The sequence below is a fragment of the Inhella proteolytica genome, from assembly GCF_016093275.1.
GTDB classification, from domain to species: Bacteria; Pseudomonadota; Gammaproteobacteria; order Burkholderiales; family Burkholderiaceae_C; genus Inhella; species Inhella proteolytica.
This window is the reverse complement of sequence record NZ_JAEDAK010000008.1, coordinates 81,157-104,051: the sequence shown is the minus strand read 5'-3', so window position 1 is coordinate 104,051 and position 22,895 is coordinate 81,157. Positions and strand designations below refer to the sequence as shown.

Annotated in this window: 23 protein-coding genes; 14 read left to right on the top strand and 9 right to left on the bottom strand. The window is 70.2% G+C overall.

Going from position 1 to position 22,895, the window contains the following annotated elements:
* The first annotated feature begins 58 nt into the window (after positions 1-58).
* The gene (locus I7X39_RS12860; RefSeq protein ID WP_198111567.1) at positions 59-274 is read left to right on the top strand and encodes a hypothetical protein; all 216 of its coding nucleotides are present in this window, start codon (positions 59-61) and stop codon (positions 272-274) included.
* Here the strand turns inward: I7X39_RS12860 and pdxR are convergent.
* A complete protein-coding gene (pdxR, locus tag I7X39_RS12855; protein ID WP_198111566.1) occupies positions 271-1,680 on the bottom strand; it encodes a MocR-like pyridoxine biosynthesis transcription factor PdxR in 1,410 nt (469 codons plus the stop codon). The genes I7X39_RS12860 and pdxR overlap by 4 nt on opposite strands.
* Positions 1,681-1,783: 103 nt before the next feature.
* Between pdxR and I7X39_RS12850 the strand changes: the two genes are divergently transcribed.
* Positions 1,784-2,227, top strand: coding sequence for a rhodanese-like domain-containing protein (locus I7X39_RS12850; RefSeq protein WP_198111565.1), 444 nt, complete (start codon positions 1,784-1,786; stop codon positions 2,225-2,227).
* A gap of 3 nt (positions 2,228-2,230) precedes the next feature.
* Here the strand turns inward: I7X39_RS12850 and I7X39_RS12845 are convergent, their stop codons facing one another.
* From I7X39_RS12845 to I7X39_RS12825, 5 genes are all read right to left on the bottom strand, one after another.
* On the bottom strand, positions 2,231-4,681 hold the full coding sequence (locus tag I7X39_RS12845; protein ID WP_198111564.1) for a sensor domain-containing protein: 2,451 nt from the start codon (positions 4,679-4,681) through the stop codon (positions 2,231-2,233).
* 37 nt (positions 4,682-4,718) lie between these two features.
* Positions 4,719-6,509 carry a glutamine--tRNA ligase/YqeY domain fusion protein gene (locus tag I7X39_RS12840; protein WP_198111563.1) on the bottom strand — a complete coding sequence of 597 codons (1,791 nt, stop codon included), beginning with the start codon at positions 6,507-6,509 and terminating at the stop codon, positions 4,719-4,721.
* Positions 6,510-6,588: 79 nt separating this feature from the next.
* Positions 6,589-7,386, bottom strand: coding sequence for a LytR/AlgR family response regulator transcription factor (locus I7X39_RS12835; protein ID WP_198111562.1), 798 nt, complete (start codon positions 7,384-7,386; stop codon positions 6,589-6,591).
* The gene (locus I7X39_RS12830; RefSeq protein ID WP_198111561.1) at positions 7,383-8,462 is read right to left on the bottom strand and encodes a sensor histidine kinase; all 1,080 of its coding nucleotides are present in this window, start codon (positions 8,460-8,462) and stop codon (positions 7,383-7,385) included. The genes I7X39_RS12835 and I7X39_RS12830 overlap by 4 nt, the downstream gene beginning before the upstream one ends.
* Positions 8,463-8,550: 88 nt before the next feature.
* Positions 8,551-10,128, bottom strand: a complete 1,578-nt coding sequence (locus I7X39_RS12825) for a helicase HerA-like domain-containing protein (RefSeq protein ID WP_198111560.1) — start codon at positions 10,126-10,128, stop codon at positions 8,551-8,553.
* Positions 10,129-10,229: 101 nt separating this feature from the next.
* On the opposite strand from I7X39_RS12825, the gene I7X39_RS12820 reads away from it, so the two are divergent.
* Genes I7X39_RS12820 through ispF form a run of 12 tightly spaced genes read left to right on the top strand, consistent with a single transcriptional unit; the run spans position 10,230 to position 19,811 of the window.
* Positions 10,230-10,958 (top strand): YebC/PmpR family DNA-binding transcriptional regulator, encoded by a 729-nt coding sequence (locus tag I7X39_RS12820; RefSeq protein ID WP_198111559.1) that lies wholly within the window; start codon positions 10,230-10,232, stop codon positions 10,956-10,958.
* A gap of 2 nt (positions 10,959-10,960) precedes the next feature.
* Positions 10,961-12,247: a phosphoribosylamine--glycine ligase gene (gene purD / locus I7X39_RS12815; RefSeq protein WP_198111558.1), complete on the top strand. Its 1,287-nt coding sequence runs from the start codon at positions 10,961-10,963 to the stop codon at positions 12,245-12,247.
* 8 nt (positions 12,248-12,255) lie between these two features.
* On the top strand, positions 12,256-12,882 hold the full coding sequence (locus I7X39_RS12810) for a 1-acyl-sn-glycerol-3-phosphate acyltransferase (RefSeq protein WP_198111557.1): 627 nt from the start codon (positions 12,256-12,258) through the stop codon (positions 12,880-12,882).
* Complete coding sequence (gene hemF, locus I7X39_RS12805; RefSeq protein WP_198111556.1) at positions 12,879-13,811, top strand: oxygen-dependent coproporphyrinogen oxidase; 933 nt, start codon at positions 12,879-12,881, stop codon at positions 13,809-13,811. The genes I7X39_RS12810 and hemF overlap by 4 nt, the downstream gene beginning before the upstream one ends.
* The gene (gene nadD, locus I7X39_RS12800) at positions 13,808-14,389 is read left to right on the top strand and encodes a nicotinate (nicotinamide) nucleotide adenylyltransferase (protein WP_198111680.1); all 582 of its coding nucleotides are present in this window, start codon (positions 13,808-13,810) and stop codon (positions 14,387-14,389) included. Before hemF ends, nadD begins: the two co-directional genes overlap by 4 nt.
* The gene (rsfS, locus tag I7X39_RS12795) at positions 14,367-15,266 is read left to right on the top strand and encodes a ribosome silencing factor (protein WP_375140787.1); all 900 of its coding nucleotides are present in this window, start codon (positions 14,367-14,369) and stop codon (positions 15,264-15,266) included. The genes nadD and rsfS overlap by 23 nt, the downstream gene beginning before the upstream one ends.
* Positions 15,267-15,737, top strand: coding sequence for a 23S rRNA (pseudouridine(1915)-N(3))-methyltransferase RlmH (gene rlmH / locus I7X39_RS12790; RefSeq protein WP_198111554.1), 471 nt, complete (start codon positions 15,267-15,269; stop codon positions 15,735-15,737).
* A 3-nt stretch (positions 15,738-15,740) separates the two neighbouring features.
* The gene (locus tag I7X39_RS12785; protein ID WP_198111553.1) at positions 15,741-16,502 is read left to right on the top strand and encodes a substrate-binding periplasmic protein; all 762 of its coding nucleotides are present in this window, start codon (positions 15,741-15,743) and stop codon (positions 16,500-16,502) included.
* On the top strand, positions 16,499-17,116 hold the full coding sequence (locus I7X39_RS12780) for a Maf family protein (RefSeq protein ID WP_198111552.1): 618 nt from the start codon (positions 16,499-16,501) through the stop codon (positions 17,114-17,116). Before I7X39_RS12785 ends, I7X39_RS12780 begins: the two co-directional genes overlap by 4 nt.
* Positions 17,117-17,173: 57 nt before the next feature.
* Complete coding sequence (gene rng / locus I7X39_RS12775; protein ID WP_198111679.1) at positions 17,174-18,637, top strand: ribonuclease G; 1,464 nt, start codon at positions 17,174-17,176, stop codon at positions 18,635-18,637.
* 8 nt (positions 18,638-18,645) lie between these two features.
* Positions 18,646-19,335, top strand: coding sequence for a 2-C-methyl-D-erythritol 4-phosphate cytidylyltransferase (gene ispD / locus I7X39_RS12770; protein ID WP_198111551.1), 690 nt, complete (start codon positions 18,646-18,648; stop codon positions 19,333-19,335).
* Positions 19,332-19,811, top strand: coding sequence for a 2-C-methyl-D-erythritol 2,4-cyclodiphosphate synthase (gene ispF, locus I7X39_RS12765; protein ID WP_198111550.1), 480 nt, complete (start codon positions 19,332-19,334; stop codon positions 19,809-19,811). Before ispD ends, ispF begins: the two co-directional genes overlap by 4 nt.
* A 13-nt stretch (positions 19,812-19,824) precedes the next feature.
* Here ispF and I7X39_RS12760 read toward each other — a convergent pair whose 3' ends face one another.
* The 3 genes from I7X39_RS12760 to I7X39_RS12750 all read right to left on the bottom strand — a co-directional run bounded on the left by I7X39_RS12760 (position 19,825) and on the right by I7X39_RS12750 (position 22,882).
* The gene (locus tag I7X39_RS12760) at positions 19,825-21,147 is read right to left on the bottom strand and encodes an ATP-binding protein (RefSeq protein ID WP_198111549.1); all 1,323 of its coding nucleotides are present in this window, start codon (positions 21,145-21,147) and stop codon (positions 19,825-19,827) included.
* Between the two features lie 5 nt (positions 21,148-21,152).
* Complete coding sequence (ompR, locus tag I7X39_RS12755) at positions 21,153-21,947, bottom strand: osmolarity response regulator transcription factor OmpR (protein ID WP_198111548.1); 795 nt, start codon at positions 21,945-21,947, stop codon at positions 21,153-21,155.
* A gap of 164 nt (positions 21,948-22,111) precedes the next feature.
* Positions 22,112-22,882 (bottom strand): 3-hydroxybutyrate dehydrogenase, encoded by a 771-nt coding sequence (locus tag I7X39_RS12750; RefSeq protein WP_198111547.1) that lies wholly within the window; start codon positions 22,880-22,882, stop codon positions 22,112-22,114.
* Positions 22,883-22,895: the final 13 nt, after the last annotated feature.

Here is a 22,895-nt window from a genome sequence, read left to right as displayed (position 1 = left end):
CCTCTAAGCTGGACTCAAGGGCGCCGATAAGCAGTCATGGAGCCCGAAGGAGTACGACATGGCACCCGCATCCCTCTCCCAAGCCCGTATGCAGCCGGGGTTTGAGCTGCGTTTCCAGTCACTCTTCAACGCCGGCCGCGGTCTCGCCTTCCCCTGCGATGCCGAGGGCCACGTGGACCTCGACGGCCTGAGCGACAGCGCGCGCGAGAACTACCTGTTTGCGCGGGCCGTGGTGGGCCGGGACTACGCCACGCCCCAGGTCTGCCGGCGCTAAGCAAGCCTTTGTAGCGCGGCCTCGATCTCCTCGGGCCGCAAGGCGCCGAAGCCCAAGAGCCAACCCTCCAGCGGCGTGCCGCTGCACAGGGCCGAGAGCCGCGGCGTCTGCACTCCCCGTGCGGCGGCATGCCGGCTCCAGGCCGCCTCCTGGCCCAGCGGCAGCGCCACGCACAGCTGCAGCCCGCAGGCCTGCGGCGCCACAGCCCGGGCCTGTGGCAGGTAGCGGGTCAGGCCGGCCAGCAGGGCCTGGCGGCGCTCCGCCACCCGCGTGCGCATGGCGCGCAGATGCTGGGCGTAATGCCCACCCTCGATGAAGTCCGCCACCAGCGCCTGCATCAGGCCGTTGCCATGCCCGTCCTGCAGGGTGCGCAAGGCCGTGGCGGGCTCCACCAGGCCGGGCGGCAAGGCCGCATAGGCCAGGCGCAGGCCGGGCATCAGGGTCTTGCTGAAGGTGCCCAGGTAGATGACACGACCGTCCGCGTCGTGTGACTGCAGCGCCGGCAGTGCCTCCGGGGCATCGAAGAACTCGCTGTCGTAGTCGTCCTCGATGACCCAGCTGCCGTGACGGCGCGCCAGCGCCAGGATCTGCTCGCGCCGTGCCGGGCTCAGGCGCACGCCCAGCGGGTACTGGTGGGCGGGCGTCAGCACGATGAGCCGGGGCGCGGGCAGGCTGGGCGTGGGCGCCAGCCCCTCGACATCCACCGGCACCGGCACCAGGCGCGCGCCCGCGGCGGCCAGCGCGGCGCGGGCGCCGGGGTAGCCGGGGTCTTCCACCCACACGGGGTCGCCTGGGTCCAGCAGCAGCTGGGCCAGCAGCATCAGGGCCTGCTGGGAGCTGGTGAGCAGCAGCAGCTGCTCGGCCGTGGCGCGCAGGCCGCGCGCCACGGCCAGGTGGGCGGCCAGCAACTGGCGCAGCTCGGGCCGGCCCTGGGGGGGCTGGTAGCGGCCCAGGCTGATGGCGTCACGCTCGCGCCGCCGCGCCAGGCGCTGCCAGAGAGGCCAGGGGAAGTCGCGCAGGTCCGGGCTGCCGGCGGCGAAGGGCAGGGGGGCGAGCGGGTCCTGGCAGGTTCCGACTTGCAGCAGCTGCTGCCCGCGCGCCGACAGCTGGGCGGGGCGGCTGAGCCCGGCGCGGGCCGGCGCCGGCCGAGCCGCCGGCAGCAGCTGACTGCCGCTGCCCTGGCGGCGCTGCAGCAGGCCTTCGGCGGCGAGCTGCTGGTAGGCCTGCTCCACGGTGTCGCGCGCCAGCCCGAGGTCGGCCGCCAGCGCCCGCGTGGAGGGCAGGCGCTCGGGGGCGCGGGCGCTGCGGGCGGCGCGCCGCAGCATCTGGCACAGCTGCTCGCGCAGGTTCAGGTCGGGGCGTGCGGCGCGGTCGAAGCGTTGGATCCAGAGGCGCGAGGCGGGCATGCGCGCGAGTGTCGCAAAGTGGTCTGCCGCGCGGTCCTCCAAGTGGTCTGCCCGATCGCTTCCGCGCTGCCTACAGTGAACGCATCGCAACCCGGAGCGCCCCATGAGCAGCGTGCTGAGCTTTCCCCCCGCCGACCCCGCCGAGACCGCCGCCTACATGCAGGCCAAGCTGCGCTTCCATGCCGACGCCTGGGACGTGGCCGAGGACCTGAGCGCCGGGCTCGGACAGATCGTCGTCATCGACACCCGCAGCCCCGAGCAGTACGCCGCCGGCCATGTACCCGGCGCCCTGAACCTGCGCCACCGCGACATGGACGCGGCCAGGACCGCGGGCCTGGACCGGCGCAAGGTCTACATCACCTACTGCGATGGCATCGGTTGCAACGGCTCCACCAAGGGCGCGTACAAGCTGGCCAGCCTGGGCTTCCACGTCAAGGAGATGCTGGGTGGGCTGGACTTCTGGAAGCGCGACGGCCACCCGCTGGCCCGCGGGCTGGAGCCCGGTTCGATGCAGGGTCAGGCCATCGGCATCGCCTGCGCCTGCTGAGCCTCAGGTGGGGTTTGGCGCTGCGCCCCACTGCGCGGTCCAGTGCGCAGCCGGCTCGGGGCGGCCGAACAGATAGCCCTGCAGCAGCGTGCAGCCCTGCGCCTCCAGGAAGCGGCGCTGCCCTTCGGTCTCGACGCCCTCGGCCACCGAGCGCAGGCCCAGGGTGCGGGCCAGGGCCAGCGTGGCGGCGCAGATGGCGGCATCGTTGTCGTCGCGCTCCAGGTCGCGCACGAAGCTGCGGTCCAGCTTGAGGCTCTGGATGGGCAGCAGCTTCAGGTAGGCCAGCGAGGAGTAGCCGGTGCCGAAGTCGTCGATCGACAGGTTGACGCCCAGGGCACGCAGGGCCTGCAGGCAGCGGATCGATTGCTCGGGCTGCGCCATGGCGGCCGACTCCGTGATCTCCAGCACCAAGCCATCGGCCGGCAGGCCGTGGCGCTGCAGGCATTGCTGCACATGCCCGTGCAGGGCGGCCGAGCGCAGCTGGTGCACCGAGACATTCACGCCAATGCGCCGGGGCCCGACACCGGCTCGGCGCCAGGCGGCGAGCTGGCGGCAGGCCTCGTCCAGCACCCAGGCACCGATGGCTTCAATGCAACCCAGTTCCTCGGCCAGCGGGATGAAATCCAACGGCGACACCAGGCCGCGCTGTGGGTGCTGCCAGCGCAGCAGGGCCTCCATGCCCTCCAGCGTGCCGTCGGCTGCGGCCACCACCGGCTGGTAATGCAGCGTGAACTGCTGCGCCGCCAGGGCCAGGCGCAGGTCGCGCTCAAGCTCCAGGCGTTCGGTGCTCAGGGCGGTGAACTCCGGGCGGTAGAACTGCGTGTTGTTGCGGCCGCTGGCTTTGGCGTGATACATGGCCGCGTCGGCCTGGCGCATCAGGCCTTCGGCATCCTGAGCGTCCTGCGGGTACAGGCTCACGCCCAGGCTGGGCGTCAGGCTCAGGCGGCGGCCGCCGGCCTCGTAGGGCAGGCTCAGGGCCTCGCGCAACTTTTCGCACACCCGCGCGGCGGCACCCGGCTGCTCCAGCCCGGCCAGCACGGCCACAAACTCGTCGCCGCCCAGGCGCGCGACGATGTCCACTTCGCGCAGCAGGCCGCGCAGGCGGCGTGCCACCTCGACGAGGATCTGGTCGCCGGCGTGGTGCCCCAGGCTGTCATTCACGGTCTTGAAGCGGTCCAGGTCCAGGAACACCACTGCCAGCTCCTGGCCCTGGCGGTGTGCGCTGGCCAGTGCCTGTTCCAGGCGCAGCTCCAGGCTGTGGCGGTTCAGCAGGCCGGTCAGGGCGTCATGACAGGCCAGGTACTGGATGCGGGCCTCGGCTTCCTTGCGCTCGCTGATGTCGGTGTAGCTGGCGACGTAGTTCTGCACCCGGCCCTCGCGGTCGCAGCAGGCGCTGATGGCCGCCCACTTGGCGTAGACGGTGCCGTCCTTGCGCCGGTCCCACAGCTCGCCCTGCCAGTAGCCGCACTGGCTCAGCGCGCGCCAGAGTTCCTGGTAGGTCTCGGGTGGTGTCTGGCCGGCCGAAAGCACCCGTGGGTTCTGGCCGCGCAGCTCTTCCAGCGTGTAGCCGGTGATGCGCGACATGGCCTCGTTGATGGCGACGATGCGATTGTGTTCATCGGTGATGACGATGGCCTCGCCGCTGTGCTGGAACACGGTGGCGTAGAGGCGCACCGTGGCCTCGGCGCGCTTGCGCTCGGAGATGTCGCGCCAGGTGCAGTAGATGGCGTGGCGGCCGCCGATTTCCATGCGCGAGAGCGTGACCTCGGCGTCGAACACCGAGCCGTCGGCACGCTTGTGCACCCACTCGAAGCGGTGCAGGCCCTTTGCGGTGGCCAGGCCCATCATCTGCTCGGCCTTGGTGAAGCTGTCCAGGCCGCAGGGCTGGTGGCTGGGCGAGAGCTCGGAGGGGTGGGTGTGCAGCAGCTCGGCGCGGCTGGCGTAGCCCAGCATGGCCACCGCGGCGTCGTTGCAGTTGACGAAGGTGTTGTTCTCGATGATCCAGACCGGATCGGGCGAGGACTCGAAGATGCGCAGGAAGCGCTGGTTCGCCTGTTCGTGGGCGGTGATGTCGACCAGGGTCTGCAGCAGGGCCCAGGGCTGGCCTCGGGTGTCGCGCAGCTCGCTCAGGTCGATCAGCAGGCAGCACTCGAGCTGCCGTTGCGGCAAGTCGAACCAGCGGCGCAACTGGGTGATCGGGTTGGTCGGCGTGGCGGCACCGGCCAGCAGTTCGCGGCGACGCTGTTCCGCAGGCTCGGCCAGTTCCGGCAGCCTGCCGGGTGGCTGGGCCAGCACGGCGGCGGTGGGCAGGCCGCTCAGCGCGGCCAGCGGGGCGTTCCAGGCCAGCAGCCGGCCGTCCATGCCCAGCAGCAGTGCCGGCAGCGGCAACTGCGCGACCAAGCGCAGGCCGGCGGCCTGCTGCTCGGTGTCCTGGGGAATGGGGCTGGCAATCACCCCGCAACGATGCCAGCTTTTGCCGGCGCCCGTGGCCTTACTTGCCCCAGCTGTCCTTCAGCGTGGCGGTGCGGTTGAACACCGCCTTGCCGGGTGCGTGGTCCTTGCGGTCGGCCACGAAGTAGCCATGGCGCTCGAACTGCCAGTGGCTGGCGGCCGCGGCCTGGGCCAGCGAAGGCTCGACGAAACCCTGCACCACGCGCAGCGACTCGGGGTTCAGGGCCTCGAGGAAGTCCTTGCCGCCGGCATCGGGCTGTGGGTCCTTGAACAAGCGGTCGAACAGGCGGATCTCGGCCGGCACGGCCTCGTGCGCCGCCACCCAGGTGATGACGCCCTTGACCTTGATCGCGTCCGCGCCCGGCGTGCCGCTCTTGGTGTCGGGTACGACCTTGGCCTGCACGGCAACAACCTCGCCCGCCTCGTTCTTCGTGCAGCCGACGCACTCGACCACATGGCCCGCCTTGAGGCGCACCTTGTTGCCGGGGAACAGGCGGTGGTAGCCCTTGGGCGGCACCTCAGCGAAGTCCTCGCGCTCGATCCACAGCGCCGGCCCGAAGGAGAACTGGCGCTCGCCCAGTTCGGGCTGGTGCGGGTGCGCCGGCGCCGAGCAGGGGTCGCGGAAGTCGGTGGAGCCGAAGACCTCGGCGTAGTTCACCAGCTCCAGCTTCAACGGCTCCAGCACGGCCATGGCGCGCGGGGCGCGGCCTTCCAGGTCGCTGCGCAGGCAGCCCTCCAGCACGCTGTAGTCCAGCCAGGAATTGGTCTTGGTAGTGCCGCTGCCCTCGACCATCGCGCGGATGCTCTCCGGCGTGTAGCCGCGCCGGCGCATTCCCACGAGCGTCGGCATGCGCGGCTCGTCCCAACCCCAGACATGCTGCTCATCCACCAGTTGCTTGAGCTTGCGCTTGCTGGTGACGACGTAGCTGAGGTTCAGGCGGCCGAACTCGTATTGGTGCGGCAGCGGCCGCGCCAGCAGGCCGAGCTGGGCCAGGTGCTCCAGCAACCAGTCGTAGAAGGGCCGCTGGTCTTCAAATTCGAGCGTGCAGATCGAATGCGTGATGCGCTCCAGCGCGTCCTCGATCGGGTGCGCGAAGGTGTACATCGGGTAGATGCACCAGGTGTTGCCGGTGGCGTGGTGCTCCGCATGCTTGATGCGGTACAGCGCCGGGTCACGCAAGTTGATGTTGGGGCTGGCCATGTCGATCTTGGCCCGCAGCACCATCGCGCCGTCCGGGTGCTTGCCGTCGCGCATCTCGCGAAAGCGCGCCAGGTTGTCGGCCGGGCTGCGCTCGCGCCAGGGGCTGTTCACACCCGGCGTGGTGAAGTCGCCGCGGTTCTTGCGCATGTCCTCGGGCGATTGCTCGTCCACATAGGCCAGCCCGGCCTCGATCAGCGCCTCGGCGGCGCGGTACATGAAGCCGAAGTAGTCGCTCGCCTGGTACAGATGCGTGTGGCCGGCGTGCTCCCAGCTCCAGCCCAGCCAGGCCACCATCTCCTTGATGGCGTCGACGTACTCCTGCTCTTCCTTTTCGGGGTTGGTGTCGTCGAAGCGCAGGTGGGCGGCGCCGCCGTAGTCACGCGCCAGGCCGAAGTTCAGACAGATGCTCTTGGCGTGGCCGATGTGCAGGTAGCCGTTCGGCTCCGGCGGGAAGCGGGTGCGGATCTTGGCCGGGTCCAGCGCGCCGGCGGCGTGGTGGGCGGCGTCGCCGGGGCTGCCGCCAAAGCGGCGCTCGGGGCCCTGGCCCTGGCTCCATTGCTCCAGGTCGCGCTCGATGATGGCGCGCAGGAAGTTGTGGCCGGGGGTCGGGGTCTCGGGCGTGGAGCTCATGGCGGAAAACAACGAGGGCCGCAGCAGCGGCCCGGTTCGCATAGGGGGCGCCGATTCTAAGGAGAGCCCCGACGGGCTCCTAGAGCGCCTTGAAGCGCTGCGCGTGCACGCGGCTCACGGTCAGCTTTTCCGGGCGCTCGTGCAGCTCCAGCTGGGCCTGTCCGTTCTCTTGCTTGAACACACGCGCCACGGCGTCGATGTTGACGACCGTGCTGCGGTGGATCTGCCAGAAGCGCTCGGGGTCGAGCTGCGGCAGCAGCTCGCGCAGCGAGACGCGCACCCAGTACTCCTGCGCGGCGGTGACGGCGCGCACGTATTTGTCGGCGGCCTCCAGGTAGATCAGACGCTCCACCGGCACCAGCTCGATGCTCTGCCCCACGGCCGCCTGCAGATGGCGCAGGCGCGGCGCGGCTGCAGCGGGTGCTCCCAGCCCGCCCTGCAGCAGCAGCTGGCGCAGGCCGTCCAGCGGGTCGCCGCTGGGCTGGCGGCCTTGCAGCGCGGCCTGCAGGCGCACCACCGTCTGGGCCAGGCGCGTGCTCTGCACGGGCTTGAGCACGTAGTCGAGCGCGGCGGCCTCGAAGGCGCGCAGTGCGTACTCGTCGTAGGCGGTGACGAAGACGATCAGCGGCGGCGGGGTGTCGAAGCTCCAATCCTCGGCCAAGGCTTCGGCCGCCTCCAGGCCGCTCATGCCGGGCATGCGGATGTCCAGGAACACGATGTCCGGCTGCAGGCGCAGGGTCTGTTCCACCGCCGCCGCGCCGTGAGGGGCGATGCCCAGCACCTGCAGCTCGGGCCACAGGGCCTGGAGCTCGGCGCGCAGGTGCTCGCCCAGCAGGGTTTCGTCTTCGGCAATCAGCGCGCGCGGGTTCGTGCTCATAGGGGAATCTCCAGTTCGGCCAAGGTGCCGTGGGGGGGCAGGGCCTGCAGGCGGAACTGCGCGGTCGCGCCGTAGCGGGTCTGCAGGCGCTCACGCACCTGGCCCAGGCCAAAGCCGGTGCCTTCACTGGCCGGCGCGGCGCCCAGGCCCACGCCGCTGTCTTCCACGCGCAGCAGCAGGCTCTGGCCTTGGCGACGCGCGCTGACGCGCAGCAGCCCCCCCTCCAGCGCCGGCTCCAGCCCGTGCTTGATGGCGTTTTCCACCAGCGGCTGCAGGAGCAGCGGCGGCAGCTGCAGCTCGGCCAGCTCCTCGGGCAGGTTCAGCTCCACGCGCAGGCGGCTGCCCATGCGCACTTGCATCAGGGCCAGATAGTCGCGCAGGCGCTCGAACTCGGCGCGCAGGCTGTGGGATTCGGTGCGGCTGGCCTGCAGCGTGGCGCGCAGGTAGGCGATGAGCTGGTCCAGCATCTGCTGCGCGTCGTCGGGTCGCAGCTTGATCAGCACGCGCAAATGCGCCAGCGTGTTGAACAGCATGTGCGGCTCCAGCTGGCTTTGCAGCAGGGTCAGCTGGGCCTCGGCGGCCTGGCGCTGCGCGCGTTCGGCCTCCAGCTGGGCCTGCCGGGCCCTTTCAACCGAGTGGTAGTACAGGGTCACCAGGGCCGAGATCGTGAGGATGAAGCCGGCCGTCATCAGGAAGCCCCGGGCGCCCACTTCCCACAGCTGGCTGCTGCGCCGGCCGGTAAACTGGTCGGCCAGCCAAGTGCCGCCGCTGTAGCCCGCTAGCGCGCCGACGATGACGATGGGCGCCATCCAGCCCTTGCCCGGCCAGCCCGCGCGCAGCTTGGGGTCGTCGGGCCGGCGCCGCCGCAGCCCGGCGCACACCGCCTGCTGCAGCAGCATGATGTAGAGCGAGATCTGCGTGCCGATGGCGAAGGAATAGATCAGGTGTCCGACCAGGTTGCGGCCCGTGATCATCGTCATCAGCAGGCCGACCAGCAGGCACACCATCAGGGTGGCCATCACATCGCGGCCCAGGGTCTGGCGCCAACCGCGCACGGGGGGCAAAGCAGGGTTCATGGGGGGCATGCTGGCGCGCACAACGGCGCGGCGCCAGACGGGCGCGACGGCCGGTGGGGCGGAGTCGCCAGTGGAGGCAGGGGCGGGTTCAACGGCGGCGCTTGCTGCCACCGCCCAGCAGGCTGCCCAGCACGCCGCGCGCGATTTCGCGGCCCACCGACGAGCCGATCGAGCGCAGGGCCGACTTGGCCGCCGCCTCGGCCAGGCCCTCGCGCTTGCCGCCGCGCGGGCCGGTGCTGCCGAACAGCATGTCCTTCAGGCTACCCATCAGCCCGCCGCCTTCGTCCTCGGCCGGTGCCGATTGCGGCTGGGTGGATGGCAAGCGGGCCTCGCTGGCGAGGCCGCCGCCATTGGAAGGCGCCGGTGCAGGTGCGGTGGGCTGGCTGGCCTCTTGCATGCGGCCGGTCAGTTTCTCGTAGGCCGATTCGCGGTCGATTGCCTTGTCGTACACGCCCGCCACCAGGGAGCTCACCATCAGCGCCTGGCGCTCGGCCGGCGTCACCGGGCCGATGCGGCTGCCGGGCGGCAGCACGAACACGCGCTCGGTGATGCTGGGCCGGCCCTTGGCATCGAGCAGGCTGACCAGGGCTTCGCCGACGCCGAGTTCGGTGATGGCGGCTTCGATGTCCAGCCCCGGCTTGGGCCGCATGGTTTCGGCGGCGCTGCGCACGGCCTTCTGGTCGCGCGGGGTGAAGGCGCGCAAGGCATGCTGCACGCGGTTGCCCAACTGGCCGAGCACGGTGTCGGGGATGTCGAGCGGGTTCTGCGTCACGAAGTACACGCCCACGCCCTTGGAGCGCACCAGGCGCACCACCAGCTCGATGCGTTCGACCAGGGCCTCGGGCGCGTCCTTGAAGAGCAGGTGCGCCTCGTCGAAGAAGAACACCAGCTTCGGCTTGTCCAGGTCGCCGACCTCGGGCAGGGTCTCGAACAGCTCGCTCAGCAGCCAGAGCAGGAAGGTCGCGTAAAGCCGCGGCGCGGCCATCAGCTGGTCGGCGGCCAGGATGTTGATGACGCCCTGGCCGCCCTCGGTCTGCATGAAGTCGGCGATGTTGAGCATCGGTTCGCCGAAGAAGTCCTCGCCGCCCTGGGCCTCGATCTGCAGCAGCCCGCGCTGGATGGCGCCGACCGAGGCCGCACTCACGTTCCCGTACTGGGTGGTGAACTGGGTGGCGTTGTCGCCTACATGCTGGAGCATCGCGCGCAGGTCCTTCAGGTCCAGCAGCAGCAGGCCGGCGTCGTCGGCGATCTTGAACACCATCTGCAGCACGCCGGCCTGGGTCTCGTTCAGCGCCAGCATGCGGGCCAGCAGCAGCGGGCCCATGTCGCTCACCGTGGCGCGCACCGGGTGGCCGGCCTTGCCGAACACGTCCCACAGCGTGGTGGGGCAGCGCAGCGGGGCCGGCGGCTCGATGCCACGCTCCTTCAGCACCGCCAGCAGCTTGTCGCTCGGCGCGCCCGCCTGGCTGATGCCCGTCAGGTCGCCCTTCACATCGGCCATGAAGACGGGCACGCCGATCTGGCTGAAGCTTTCGGCCAGCTTCTGCAGCGTGATGGTCTTGCCCGTGCCGGTGGCGCCGGTGATCAGCCCGTGGCGGTTGGCCAACTGGGGCAGCAGTTCACAAACGGTGTCGCCGTGGCGGGCAAGCAGGATGGGGTCGGCCATGGTGGAGGCAGCTGGATGGGGGGACCGGCCGAGTCTAGCGAGAGCCAGCCCCGTAGAATCCCGCCCCTTTCTAGAAACCAGCGCAGCGAGCGAGCACGTCTATGGCCGGACATTCCAAATGGGCGAACATCCAGCACCGCAAGGGTCGTCAGGACGAGAAGCGGGGCAAGGTCTGGACCCGGCTGACGCGCGAAATCATCGTCGCGGCGCGCAGTGGCGGTGGCGACATCGCCATGAACCCGCGCCTGCGCCTGGCGATTGAGAAGGCCAAGGCTGCCAACATGCCGGCCGACAACATCAAGCGCAATGTCGACAAGGCCACCGGCAACCTCGAGGGCGTGACCTACGAGGAAATCCGCTACGAGGGCTATGGCATCGGCGGCGCGGCCATCATCGTGGACACGATGACCGACAACCGCGTGCGCACCGTGGCCGAAGTCCGGCACGCCTTCAGCAAGTACGGCGGCAACCTGGGTACCGAGGGCTCGGTGGCCTTCCAGTTCAAGCACTGCGGCCAGCTGATCTTCGCCCCCGGCACCCCGGAGGACGCGCTGATGGAAGCCGCGCTCGATGCCGGCGCCGAGGACGTCATCACCGACGACGACGGTGCCATCGAGGTGCTGACCAGCCCGACCGATTTCGAAGCCGTGCGCAACGCCCTCGAAGCCAAGGGTTTCAAAGCCGAGGTGGCCGAGGTGACGATGCGCGCCGAGAACACCATCGCCCTGGCCGGCGACGACGCCCAGCGCATGCAGAAGCTGCTGGACATGATCGAAGACCTTGACGACGTGCAGAACGTCTTCCACAACGCCGAATTGGACTTGGGCTGATCATGAAGGTACTCGTCATTGGCAACGGCGGCCGCGAACACGCGCTGGCCTGGAAGCTGGCCCAGGGCCAGCGCGTCAGCCAGGTCTACGTGGCCCCGGGCAATGGCGGCACCCTGCGTGATGCGCGACTGAAGAACGTCGCGCTGACCAACCCGCACGAACTGGCCGACTGGGCCGAGGCCAACAAGATTGCCCTCACGGTGGTCGGCCCCGAGGCGCCCTTGGCGGCGGGCGTGGTGGACATCTTCCGCGGCCGCGGCCTGCGCATCTTTGGCCCCACCAAGGCGGCCGCGCAGCTGGAAAGCTCCAAGGCCTTTGCGAAGGACTTCATGGCGCGCCACGGTATTCCCACCGCGCGCTACCAGACCTTCAGCGACGCCAATGCCGCGCACGCCTATGTGAACGAGGAGGGTGCGCCCATCGTCATCAAGGCCGACGGCCTGGCCGCCGGCAAGGGCGTGGTGGTGGCGATGACGCTGGAAGAGGCGCACGCGGCCATCGACATGATCCTGCGCGACAACACGCTCGGCGTGACGCACAACGTCGAGGGCGCGCGCGTCGTCATCGAGCAGTTCCTGCAGGGCGAAGAGGCCAGCTTCATCGTCATCAGCGACGGCGTGAACGTGCAGGCCCTGGCCACCAGCCAAGACCACAAGCGCCTGCTGGACGGCGACGAAGGCCCCAACACCGGCGGCATGGGCGCCTACTCGCCCGCGCCGGTGGTGACGCCGAACGTGCACGCCAAGGCGATGCACGAAATCATCGGTCCCACCATCGCCGGCATGGCCAAGGACGGCGTGCCCTTCACCGGCTTCCTGTACGCCGGTTTGATGATCGACGCCGAGGGCCGGCCCTACACGATCGAGTTCAACGCGCGCCTGGGCGACCCCGAGACACAGCCCATCCTGATGCGCCTGAAGAGCGATCTGTTCGAGCTGCTCTACGCCGCCACCGATGGTCGACTCATGGACCAGGAACTGCAGTGGGACCGCCGCGCGGCGCTGGGCGTGGTGCTGGCAGCCCATGGCTACCCGATGAACCCGCGCAAGGGCGACGTCATCAGCGGTCTGCCCGAGGACCAGGACGACGCCATGGTGTTCCACGCCGGCACGGGTGCGAACGACAAGGGCCAGCTCGTCACCAACGGCGGCCGGGTGTTGTGCGCCACGGCGCTGGGTGAATCGGTGCGGGTGGCGCAGCAGCGTGCCTACGAGCTGCTGGAGCCCATCCGCTTCGACGGCGTGCAGTACCGCAAAGACATCGGCCACCGCGCGATCTCCCGCAAGTAGTCGCGCCAGTGCCTTCGCACGCCCCGCTCCCCAGCCTGCCGCCGCGCCCGGACCTGAAGCCGCGCGGCAGCGCGTTGGCGCGCGGCCTTCTGGCCCTGTTCGGCTGGCGCGTGCTGTTCGAGGGCTTCCCGGCGCGGCAGGGTGTGGTGCTGGTCTACCCGCACACCTCGAACTGGGACTTCATCGTCGGCGTGCTGGTGAAGTGGGCGCTCGGGGTGCCGGTGCGCTACTGGGGCAAGGACAGCCTGTTCAAGATCCCGCTCATCGGCGCCTGGGCGCGCTGGATCGGCGGCATTCCGGTGGACCGCAAGAACCCCAAGGGCCTGGTGAGCGCCACCGTGGCCCAGGTGCAGGCCGCCAAGGCGCGGGACGAGTACTTCTGGCTCGCAGTGGCCCCTGAGGGCACGCGCTCCTACGTGCCGGGTTGGCGCAGCGGCGCCTATCAGGTGGCTGTGCAGGCGCAGCTGCCGGTGGGCCTGGCCTATTTCGACGTCCCCAGCAAGACCTTCGGCATCACCACCTTCCTGCTCCCGAGCGGTGAGGTGGAGCGCGATTTCGCGGCCTTCCAGACGGTGCTGGGCGATAAGCGCGGTTTCAAGCCCGAACTCGCCAGCCCCATCCGACTGAAACCATGAACCCCAGCACCACCCTGGTCCGCAGCTACCTGCTGGACCTGCAGCAGCGCATCGTCAGCGGGCTCGAAGCCCTGGACGGCACACCCTTCGCCACCGACCCCTGGCAGCGCGAGCCCGGCGGGCGGCTGGAGGGCGACGGCCTGTCACGCATGCTCGAAGGCGGGCCGGTGTTCGAGCGCGCGGCGGTGCTGTTCAGCCATGTGAAGGGCCGCGTGCTGCCGCCCTCGGCCACGGCGGCGCGGCCGCATCTGGCCGGCGCGCCTTTCGAGGCCCTGGGTGTGAGCCTGGTGATCCACCCGCACAACCCTTTCGTGCCCACCGTGCACCTGAATGTGCGCATGCTGTCGGCCCAGCCTGAGCAGGGCCCGGCGGCGAGCTGGTTCGGCGGCGGCATGGACCTGACGCCCTACTACGGTTTCGAGCGCGACGCCCAGCACTTCCACCGCGTCTGCCACGAGGCCGTCGGCCCCGAGCTGTACGCGCGCTTCAAGCCGGCCTGTGACGAGTACTTCTTCCTCAAGCACCGCAACGAAGCGCGCGGCATCGGCGGCATCTTCTATGACGATTTCGAGGAGGGCGGCTTCGACGCCGGCTTCGCGCTGATGCAGCGCGTGGGCGACGCCTTCCTGCAGGCCTACGCCCCAATCGTGGAGCGCCGCCAGGGCTATGCCTACGAGCAGCGCCAGCGTGACTTCCAGGCCTACCGGCGCGGCCGCTACGTCGAGTTCAATCTGGTGTGGGACCGCGGCACCCTGTTCGGCCTGCAGTCCGGCGGCCGCACCGAGTCCATCCTGCTCTCCATGCCGCCGGTGGCGAACTGGCGCTACCAGTGGGAGCCCGAGGCCGGCACGCCGGAAGCGCGCCTGTACAGCGACTTCCTGCCGCCGCGTGACTGGCTGAACGAGAAGCCCACCGCCCTGTGGTTATGAAGATCGGGCTGTTCGGCGGCAGCTTCAACCCCCCGCACCGCGCGCATCGCGCGCTCGCGCAGCTGGCCGTCGAACAGCTGGCACTGGACGAGCTGATCGTGATGCCCGCCGGCCAGCCCTGGCAGAAGGCCGGCAGCGCACTCGCACTGGCCGAGCACCGCCTGGCCATGACGCGCCTGCTGCTGCAGGACCTGCCGCGTGTGCAGGTGTCGGCCTGGGAGGCCGAGCGCGCCGAGCCGAGCACCAGCATCGCCACCTTGGAGCACCTGCAGGCGCAGCATCCCGGTGCCGAGTGGTTCCTGGTCATCGGTCAGGATCAGTACGAAAAGTTCAGCAGCTGGAAGCGCTGGCCCGAGCTGCTGCAGCGCAGCACCCTGGCCGTGGCCGGTCGAGCGGGTCAGCTGCCGCACCCGGATCCGGCGCTCCCCGCGCACCGCAGCGTGCAGCTGGCCCTCCCGGCCGACCGCATCAGCGCCACCGCCTTGCGCGCCGACTGCGCGCGCGGGGCGGACATCTCCCCCATGGTCGGCCCGGATGTGGCCGGCTATATTGCCCATCACCATCTCTACGGCGCCTGAAGCCGCAACACCCATGGACATTCGCAAGCTGCAGCGGGCCATCGTCGACGGTCTCGAAGACGTCAAGGCACAGAACATCCAGGTCTTCAACACCGAGCACCTGTCGCCGCTGTTCGAGCGCGTCGTCGTGGCCAGTGGCAGTAGCAACCGGCAAACCAAGGCCCTGGCCAGCAGCGTCCGTGAAGCCGTCAAGGGCGCCGGTTTCGACGTCATGCGCACCGAGGGCGAGGAAAACGGCGAATGGATCATCGTGGACTGCGGCGCGGCCGTGGTGCATGTGATGCAGCCGCAGATCCGCGACTACTACCACCTCGAAGAGATCTGGGGCGAGAAGCCGGTCAACATGAAGCTGGGCGCGGCCAAGGGCCTGCCCAAGGCCAGCGAGCCGGCCGCTCCGGCGCGCAAGAAGTCCGCGCCCTCGCGCCGTTCCGGCAGCGCGGCCGAAGCGCTGAAGAACGAACCCGTGGCCCTGCCCAAGACCCGCAAGCAAAAGGCCGAGGCGGCCGCTGAGGCCGCTGCCCTGAAGGCCGCTCCGCGCAAGGCGCCCGCCCGCAAGGCTGCGCCCCGCAAGGCTGCGGCACCCGCCACCGGCAAGGTGACCGCACCGGCCCGCAAGCTGGCCACGCCCAAGCCCGCGTCGGCCCGCAAGGCGGCCGCCGTGCAGAAGGTGTCCGCCGCACCAGTGGCCGCCAAGCCGGCTGCCCGCAAGGCCGCAGCCCCCAAGCCGACGGCCGCAGTGAAGGCCGCACCGGCCAAGAAGGCGGCTCCCGCGAAGAAGGCTGCGCCTGCCAAGAAGGCCGCGCCCGCCAAGAAGGCTGCGCCGGCCAAGAAGGCTGCGCCGGCCAAGAAGCCAGCGGTCAAGAAGGCCGCCCGCTAAGTGCAGCTGCTGTTGTTGGCGGTCGGGCAGCGCTTGCCTGCCTGGGCCGACGAGGCCACCGCCGACTTCGTCAAGCGCTTCCCGCCGGACCTGCCGCTGCAGCTCAAGACCGTGAAGGCCGAGGCCCGGAGCACCGGCAAGACGGCCGCGCAGATGATGGCCGCCGAAGCCCAGCGCCTGCAGGAGGCCACGCCGCGCGGCGCCCGCCGCGTGGTGCTGGACGAGCGCGGTGAGCGCCTCAGCAGCCTGCAACTGGCCGAGCGCCTGGAGCGCTGGAAGCTCGATGGCCGCGACGTGGTGCTGTACATGGGCGGGCCCGACGGCCTGGCCCCTGAACTTCGTGCTGCGGCCGACGAACGCCTGCGCCTCTCCGACCTGACCCTGCCGCATGCGCTGGCGCGTGTGCTGCTCGTCGAGGGGCTGTACCGCGCCTGGTCGATCACGGCCGGTCACCCCTACCACCGGGAGTAGGCGGTGCGTCGGCTGCGTTCGTTGCTGCTCGGCCTGCTGCTGGGCCCCGGGCTCGCGCTGGGCGCGCTGGCGCAGGTGCAGCTCAAGGTGCTGGGCGATTTCGCCTTTCCGCCCTATTCCTCGCTGCGCGGCACCGAGCCGGTCGGCATCGATGTGGACATCCTGCACGAGCTGGGTCGGCGCACCGGGGTGCAGTTCCACATCGAGCTGGTGCCCTTCAAGCGGGTGGTCGAATCGGTGCGGGCGGGCAGCGTGGATGGCGGCATGGCGCTACTGCGCAGTGCCGAGCGCGAGGGCTTCGCGCTCTTCACCGGCGTGATGCACAACAGCACCTACTCCCTCTTCGTCACGCGCGACAGCAAGATGGCGTTCGACGGCCTGGCCAGCCTGCACGGCAAGCGCATCGGCAAGGTGCGCGGCTTCTTCATCAGCCCGGAGTTCGATGCCGAGGTCGCGGCCGAGCGCATCCAGCTGCACGAGACGGCCGGGGCCGAGCAGGGTCTGCACATGCTGATGCTGGGACGAGTCGATGCGATCTCGGGCCAGACCGTCGTGACCCGTTACCTGGCGCGCCAGCTCGGCTATGCCGATGCCGTGCGCCCACTGCCCACACCCCTGGTGCCCGACCGGCCGACCTTCCTGGTGCTGTCGCGCGCCAGCAAGCTGCCCGACAAGGAGGCCCTGGGCGAGCGCCTGCGCCTGGCGCTGGAGGCCATGCACAGGGACGGCAGCATCGAGCGCATCGAGGCCCGGCATCTGCAATGAGTGCGAACCTGATCTACCTGGCTTCGCAGAGCCCGCGCCGGCGCCAGCTGCTCGATCAGCTCGGCCAGGCGCACGAACTGCTGCTGGCCGATGCCGACGAGGACGCCGAGGCGCTGGAGCTGCAGCTGCACGGCGAGTTGCCGGACGACTACGTGCGCCGCGTCACGGCCAACAAGCTGGCGGCCGCGCTGGCGCGCCGGGAACGGCGCCGCCTGCCGGTGCGCCCGGTGCTGTGCTCCGACACCACCGTGGCCCTGGGCCGCGACATCCTGGGCAAGCCCGCCGATGCTGCCGAGGCCCTGCACATGCTCACGCGCCTGAGTGGCCACACGCACCGGGTGCTGACGGCGGTGAGCCTGGGCTGGGAGGTGGGCGGGGTGTTGCAGCAGGCGCAGCGCGTCAGCGTTTCGCATGTGCGCTTTGCCGCCGTGCCGCCAGCCGTGCTGCAGCGCTACGTGGCTAGCGGCGAGCCGATGGGCAAGGCTGGTGCCTATGCCATCCAGAGCCAGATTGCCGGCTGGATCGAGCACATCGAGGGCAGCTATTCCGGCATCATGGGCCTGCCCCTGTTCGAAACCGCGCAATTGCTGCGCGAGGCTGGGCTGGAGGTTTGACGCAAGCAGCCCTGCTTGCGTGAACCCTTCAACGAGGGGGTGCCTCCGGCACCCGACGTGATGGAAGACATCTTGATCAATTGGTCTCCGCAGGAGACCCGCGTGGCCGTGGTGGAAAACGGCGCCGTGCAGGAGCTGCACATCGAGCGCACGCTGGAGCGTGGCCTGGTGGGCAACATCTACCAGGGCAAGGTGGCGCGCGTGCTGCCGGGCATGCAGTCGGCCTTCATCGACATCGGCCTGGAGCGCGCCGCCTTCCTGCATGTGGCCGACCTGCACACCGCGGCGCCGCGCGGCGAGCAGCCCACGCCCATCGAGCGCCTGCTGTTCGAGGGCCAGACCTTGATGGTGCAGGTCATCAAGGACCCGATCGGCACCAAGGGTGCACGCCTGTCCAGCCAGGTGTCGATCGCCGGGCGCATGCTGGTGCACCTGCCGCAGGATGAGCACATCGGCATCAGCCAGAAGATCGGCTCGCCCGAGGTGCGCGAGGCCCTGCGTGAGCGCATGCTCGGCCTGGTGGGCACGCGCGACAGCGGCGGGGGCGGCGGCTTCATCCTGCGCACCAATGCCGAGGAAGCCAGTGACGAGGAACTGGCCGCCGACATCGCCTACCTGCGCAAGACCTGGAACACGATCCGCGACCGCGCACTCACGCTGCCGCCCGGCAGCCTGCTGCATGAGGACCTGAACCTGGTGCAGCGCGTGCTGCGCGACCTGTGCAGCGAGCGCACCGCCAAGGTCCGCATCGACAGCCGCCTGCAGTTCGAGGCCCTGCAGGCCTTCGGCCAGCAGTACATGCCCGGCTCGGTGGGCAAGCTGGAGCATTACGCCGGCGAGCGCCCGATCTTCGACCTCAGCAACATCGACGCCGAGGTGCAGCGCGCGCTCTCGCGCCGCGTCGACCTGAAGAGCGGTGGCTACCTGGTGTTCGACCAGACCGAGGCCATGACCACGATCGACGTCAACACCGGCGCCTTCGTCGGGGCGAAGAACTTCGACGAGACCATCTTCAAGACCAATCTGGAAGCCGCCGGGGCGATCGCGCGCCAGCTGCGCCTGCGCAACCTGGGTGGCATCGTCATCGTCGACTTCATCGACATGGGCCGCGAGGAACACCGCCAGGCCGTGCTGGCCGAGCTGCGCAAGCACCTGGCCAAGGACCGGACCAAGGTGGCGGTGGGGGGCTTCACCCAGCTCGGGCTGCTGGAGCTGACGAGGAAGCGCACGCGCGAGTCGCTCGCCCGCATGCTCTGCGAGCCCTGCCCGACCTGCGAGGGCCGTGGCCAGGTCAAGACCGCGCGCACGGTCTGCTACGAGATCCTGCGCGAGATCCTGCGCGAGGCACGCCAGTTCTCGGCCAGGGAGTTCCGCGTGGTGGCCAACGCGGCCGTGGTGGAGATGCTGCTGGACGAGGAGAGCCAGCACCTCGCCGGCCTGTCGGACTTCATCGGCCGGCCGATCTCGCTGACTGCCGAACCCGGCAACCAGACCGAGCATTACGACATCGTGCTGCTCTAGGGGCCAGGATGAGCGAACGCTTCTTCGCCCTGGTGCCGGCGGCCGGCAGCGGCAGCCGCGCGGGCCAGCCCATCCCCAAGCAGTATGTGGAACTGGCCGGCCGCAGCCTGATCGCCCACACGCTGGCGGCGTTGGCCGCCGTGCCCGAGCTGGCGCAGACCCTGGTGGTGCTGGCCCCCGAGGACGCCCGCTTTGCGGCGGCCGTGCCGGGCTTCGCCGGCTGGAGCGCGCGCTGCGGCGGCGCCACGCGCGCGGCGTCCGTGCGCGCCGGTCTGCAGGCCCTGCGCGAGCGTGGGGCCGGCGAGCAGGACTGGGTGCTGGTGCACGACGCCGCCCGCTGCCTGCTGCGGCCGGAGTGGGTGCAGGGCCTGATCGAAGCCTGCCGCGCGGATGCGGTGGGTGGCCTGCTGGCGCAGCCGGTGGCCGACACCCTGAAGCGCGCCGACGCGCAAGGCCGCGTGCAGCACACGCAGGACCGCCGCGAGCTCTGGGCCGCGCAGACGCCGCAGATGTTTCGCCTGGGCCTGCTGGCGCATGCCCTTGATGCCGCCGGCGAGGCCGTCACCGACGAGGCCAGCGCCATCGAGCAGCTGGGCCTGGCGCCGCGCCTGGTGCGCGCGCCGCTGGACAACTTCAAGCTCACCCTGCCCGAGGACTTCGCGCTGGCCGAGCTGATTCTGAGGAGCCGACAGGCATGAACATTCGCATTGGCGAGGGCTGGGATGTGCACCAGCTCGTCACCGGCCGGCCGCTGATCCTGGGCGGCGTGCTGATCCCGCACAGCCATGGCCTGCTCGGCCATTCCGATGCCGACGCCTTGGCCCATGCCATCACCGATGCCCTGCTGGGCGCAGCCGGCCTGGGCGACATCGGCCGCCATTTCCCCGATACCGACATCCGCTTCAAGGGCGCCGACTCGCTGCGCCTGCTGGCCGAGGCGGCCCGCCGCGTGCGCGCCGAGGGCTGGCAACTGGGCAATGTGGACAGCACCGTGGTCGCCCAGGCGCCCAAGCTGGCGCCGCACATCGACGCCATGCGCGGCCGCCTGGCCGCGGCACTGGAGCTGGCGCCGGAGGCCGTCAACGTCAAGGCCAAGACGGCCGAGAAGATGGGGCCGGTGGGCGAGGGCCGGGCGATCGAGGCGCGCGCGGTCTGCCTGCTGTTCAAGGCCTGAGGGCGCTGAAGCCCTAATCGGCGCGCTGGAAGCGGATGCGGGTGATCAGCCCGCCGTCCTCGGCGTTGACGATTTCCAGGTGCGCGCCCATGCGCGACAGCGATTTCTCGACGATGGCCAGCCCCAGGCCCGAGCCGCTGGCCGCGGTGCGCGCGCTGTTGGCGCGGTAGAAGGGCTTGGTGAGCTCGCTCAGCACCGTCTGCGGCACCCCGGGGCCGTGGTCGCGCAGGGTCACCAGCACCTCGTTGCCCTGGATCTGCGCCAGGATGTCAACCAGCGCGGCCTGGTCGGGCTGGTGGCCGTAGCGGCGCGCGTTCTCGAACAGGTTCTGGAACACGCGCGAGACCTCGGTGCGGTCGCCCTTGACGCGCAGATTGGGCGGCACGCGCAGACGGAAGCGGATCTGGTTGGGGTCGCGGAAGCTCTGCGTCTCGCGCTCCAGCACGTCGGCGAGCAGCAGGATCTGCTGGCTCACCTCGCCCGGGCGGGCGTAGTCCATGAACTTGCCGATCACGGCGTCGAGCTGGTCGATGTCCTGCGCCATCGCCAGCTGGGCGGCGGGGTCGTGCACGCTCATCTCCACCTCCAGGCGCAGGCGCGCCAGCGGGGTGCGCAGGTCATGCGAGATGCCGGCCAGCATGACCGAGCGGTCCTGGTCCAGCTTGGCCAGCACCCGGGCCATGCGGTTGAAGCCGCGATTGACCTCGCGGATCTCGCTCGTCAGCGTGTGCTCGTCCAGGCGCGAGTCGTACTCGCCCTCACGGATGCGCCCGGCGGCGACCGAGAGGGCCCGCAGCGGCCGGTTGATGAGCCCGGCAATGATGGCCGAGCCCAGCAGCGTGGCGGCCACAACGATGAGCAGCCACCAGGCGCGCGGCGTGGGCAGGCTGGCGCTGGGCTCGTGTGAGGCGCGCAGCCAAAAGGCGTCGCGCCCGGCCATGAAGCGCACCCACAGCCCGGACTGCCCGTTGACGCTCTCGGCCACAAAGGTGTCGGGCCCCAGGCGCTGGATCAGCGCCTGCGCCACCTGGCGCGCGAAGGGGGTGTGCTCGTAGGCCTTCCACTCGTCGCGCAGCTCGGCCACCTGGACCTTGATGGTGGCGTCGCGTTCGATGGACTTGATGATGACCAGGCGCTGGATCGGCTCGACATCGCTGAGCGCCGCGCGCGACAGCAGCACCAGATCGCCGAGCTGCTGCGCGGCCTGCAGCGCCCGTGGTTCGGCTTCGAGGGCGCGGAAGGCCGCCTGCCAGGTCAGCCCCGCACCGGCCAGCAGCAGGGCCAGCCAGGCGAAGGTGCGCCAGAAGAGGTTGAGGCCGAGGACGCGCCGCGGCACAGGCTTCAGGCGCCCGAGGAGGCCGCCTGCGCGGCCGCGGGCTTGGCGGCCGGCTTGTCGCCCTTGCCTTCGTCGCCGTCCGGCACGAACACATAGCCCAGGCCCCAGACGGTCTGGATGTAGCGCGGGTTGGCCAGATCGGGCTCGATCATCTTGCGCAGGCGCGAGACCTGCACGTCGAGGCTGCGGTCATAGGGTTCGAAGTCGCGGCCACGCGTCAACTGGGCCAGGCGCTCGCGGCTCAGCGGCATGCGCGGGTGGCGCACCAGGGCCTTGAGCATCGCGAATTCGCCGGTAGTGAGCGAGAGCTCCTCGCCATCGCGCGTCAGGCGGCGCTGGGCGATGTCAAAGCGGTAGGGGCCGAAGGCCACGGTCTCGGGGTCGCGTGCCGGGGCGCCGGGCGCCTCGGGGGCCGGGGCGCGGCGCAGCACGGCATTGATGCGGGCCAGCAGTTCGCGCGGGTTGAAGGGCTTGGCCAGGTAATCGTCGGCGCCGACCTCCAGGCCGACGATGCGGTCCACGTCCTCGCCCTTGGCGGTGAGCATGACGATGGGCGTGGTGTTGCCGGCGCCGCGCAGGCGACGGCAGATCGACAGGCCATCCTCGCCCGGCATCATCAGGTCCAACACGATCAGGTCCAGGCTCTCGCGCGCCATCAGGCGGTTCAGCGCCATGCCGTCCTCGGCCGGATGCACTTCGAAACCTTCCTGGCTCAGGTAGCGGCGCAGCAGGTCGCGGATGCGGGCGTCGTCGTCGACAACGGCAATGCGTTGCGTGCGGGCGTTGTGGGCGTTGGTCATGGTGGGCAGCTCCTGTCAGGCGCCGCGGTCTTGAAGCGGGCCGAAGGGCATTCTGGCCGCCGCCCTCCGGCCTTGTTACAAATTCGGGCGGCAGTTCGCACGCCTTGTCGCACTTGTTACAAAATCTCACCCAAACCCCCGCAGACGCGGGGCGGCGACTGTGCTTACTGCGCCGTCCAGCCCCCGTCCATGCCCCAGGCCTGGCCGCGCACATTGGCGGCCGCCTCGCTGCACAGGAACACCGCCAGCGCGCCCAATTGCTCGGGCGTGGTGAAGGTCAGCGAGGGTTGCTTTTCGCCCAGCAGCCGGCGCGTGGCCTCGGCGTTGTCCACGCCGTCGGCCAGCGCGCGGGCATCCACCTGCTTCTGCACCAGCGGCGTCAGCACCCAGCCGGGGCAGATGGCATTGACGGTGATGCCGGTGGTGGCGGTTTCCAGCGCGGCGGTCTTGGTCAGGCCGATCAGGCCATGCTTGGCGGCCACATAGGCGCTCTTGTTGACCGAGGCCACCTGGCCGTGCACCGAGGCGATGTTGATGACGCGGCCCCAGTTGCGCGCCAGCATGCCGGGCAGGGCGGCGCGCAGGCTATGGAAGGCCGAGCTGAGGTTGATGGCGAGGATGGCGTCCCAGCGCTCGGGCGGGAAGTCCTGGATCGGCGCGACATGCTGGATGCCGGCGTTGTTGACCAGGATGTCGCATCCCCCGAAGCGCGCCTCGGTGGCGCGAACCAGATCCACCACCTCTTCGGCATGAGCCATGTCGGCACCGTGGTAGTCCACTTCAATTTCCAGGCCTTCGAACTGCGCACGGGCGCCCTCGATGTCGCCAAAGCCGTTCAGCATCACGTTGGCACCCTGGCGTGCCAGGCTCAAGGCGATGCCCAGTCCGATGCCGCTGGTCGAGCCCGTCACCAGGGCGGTCTTGCCGTTCAACATTGCAGTTCCCTTA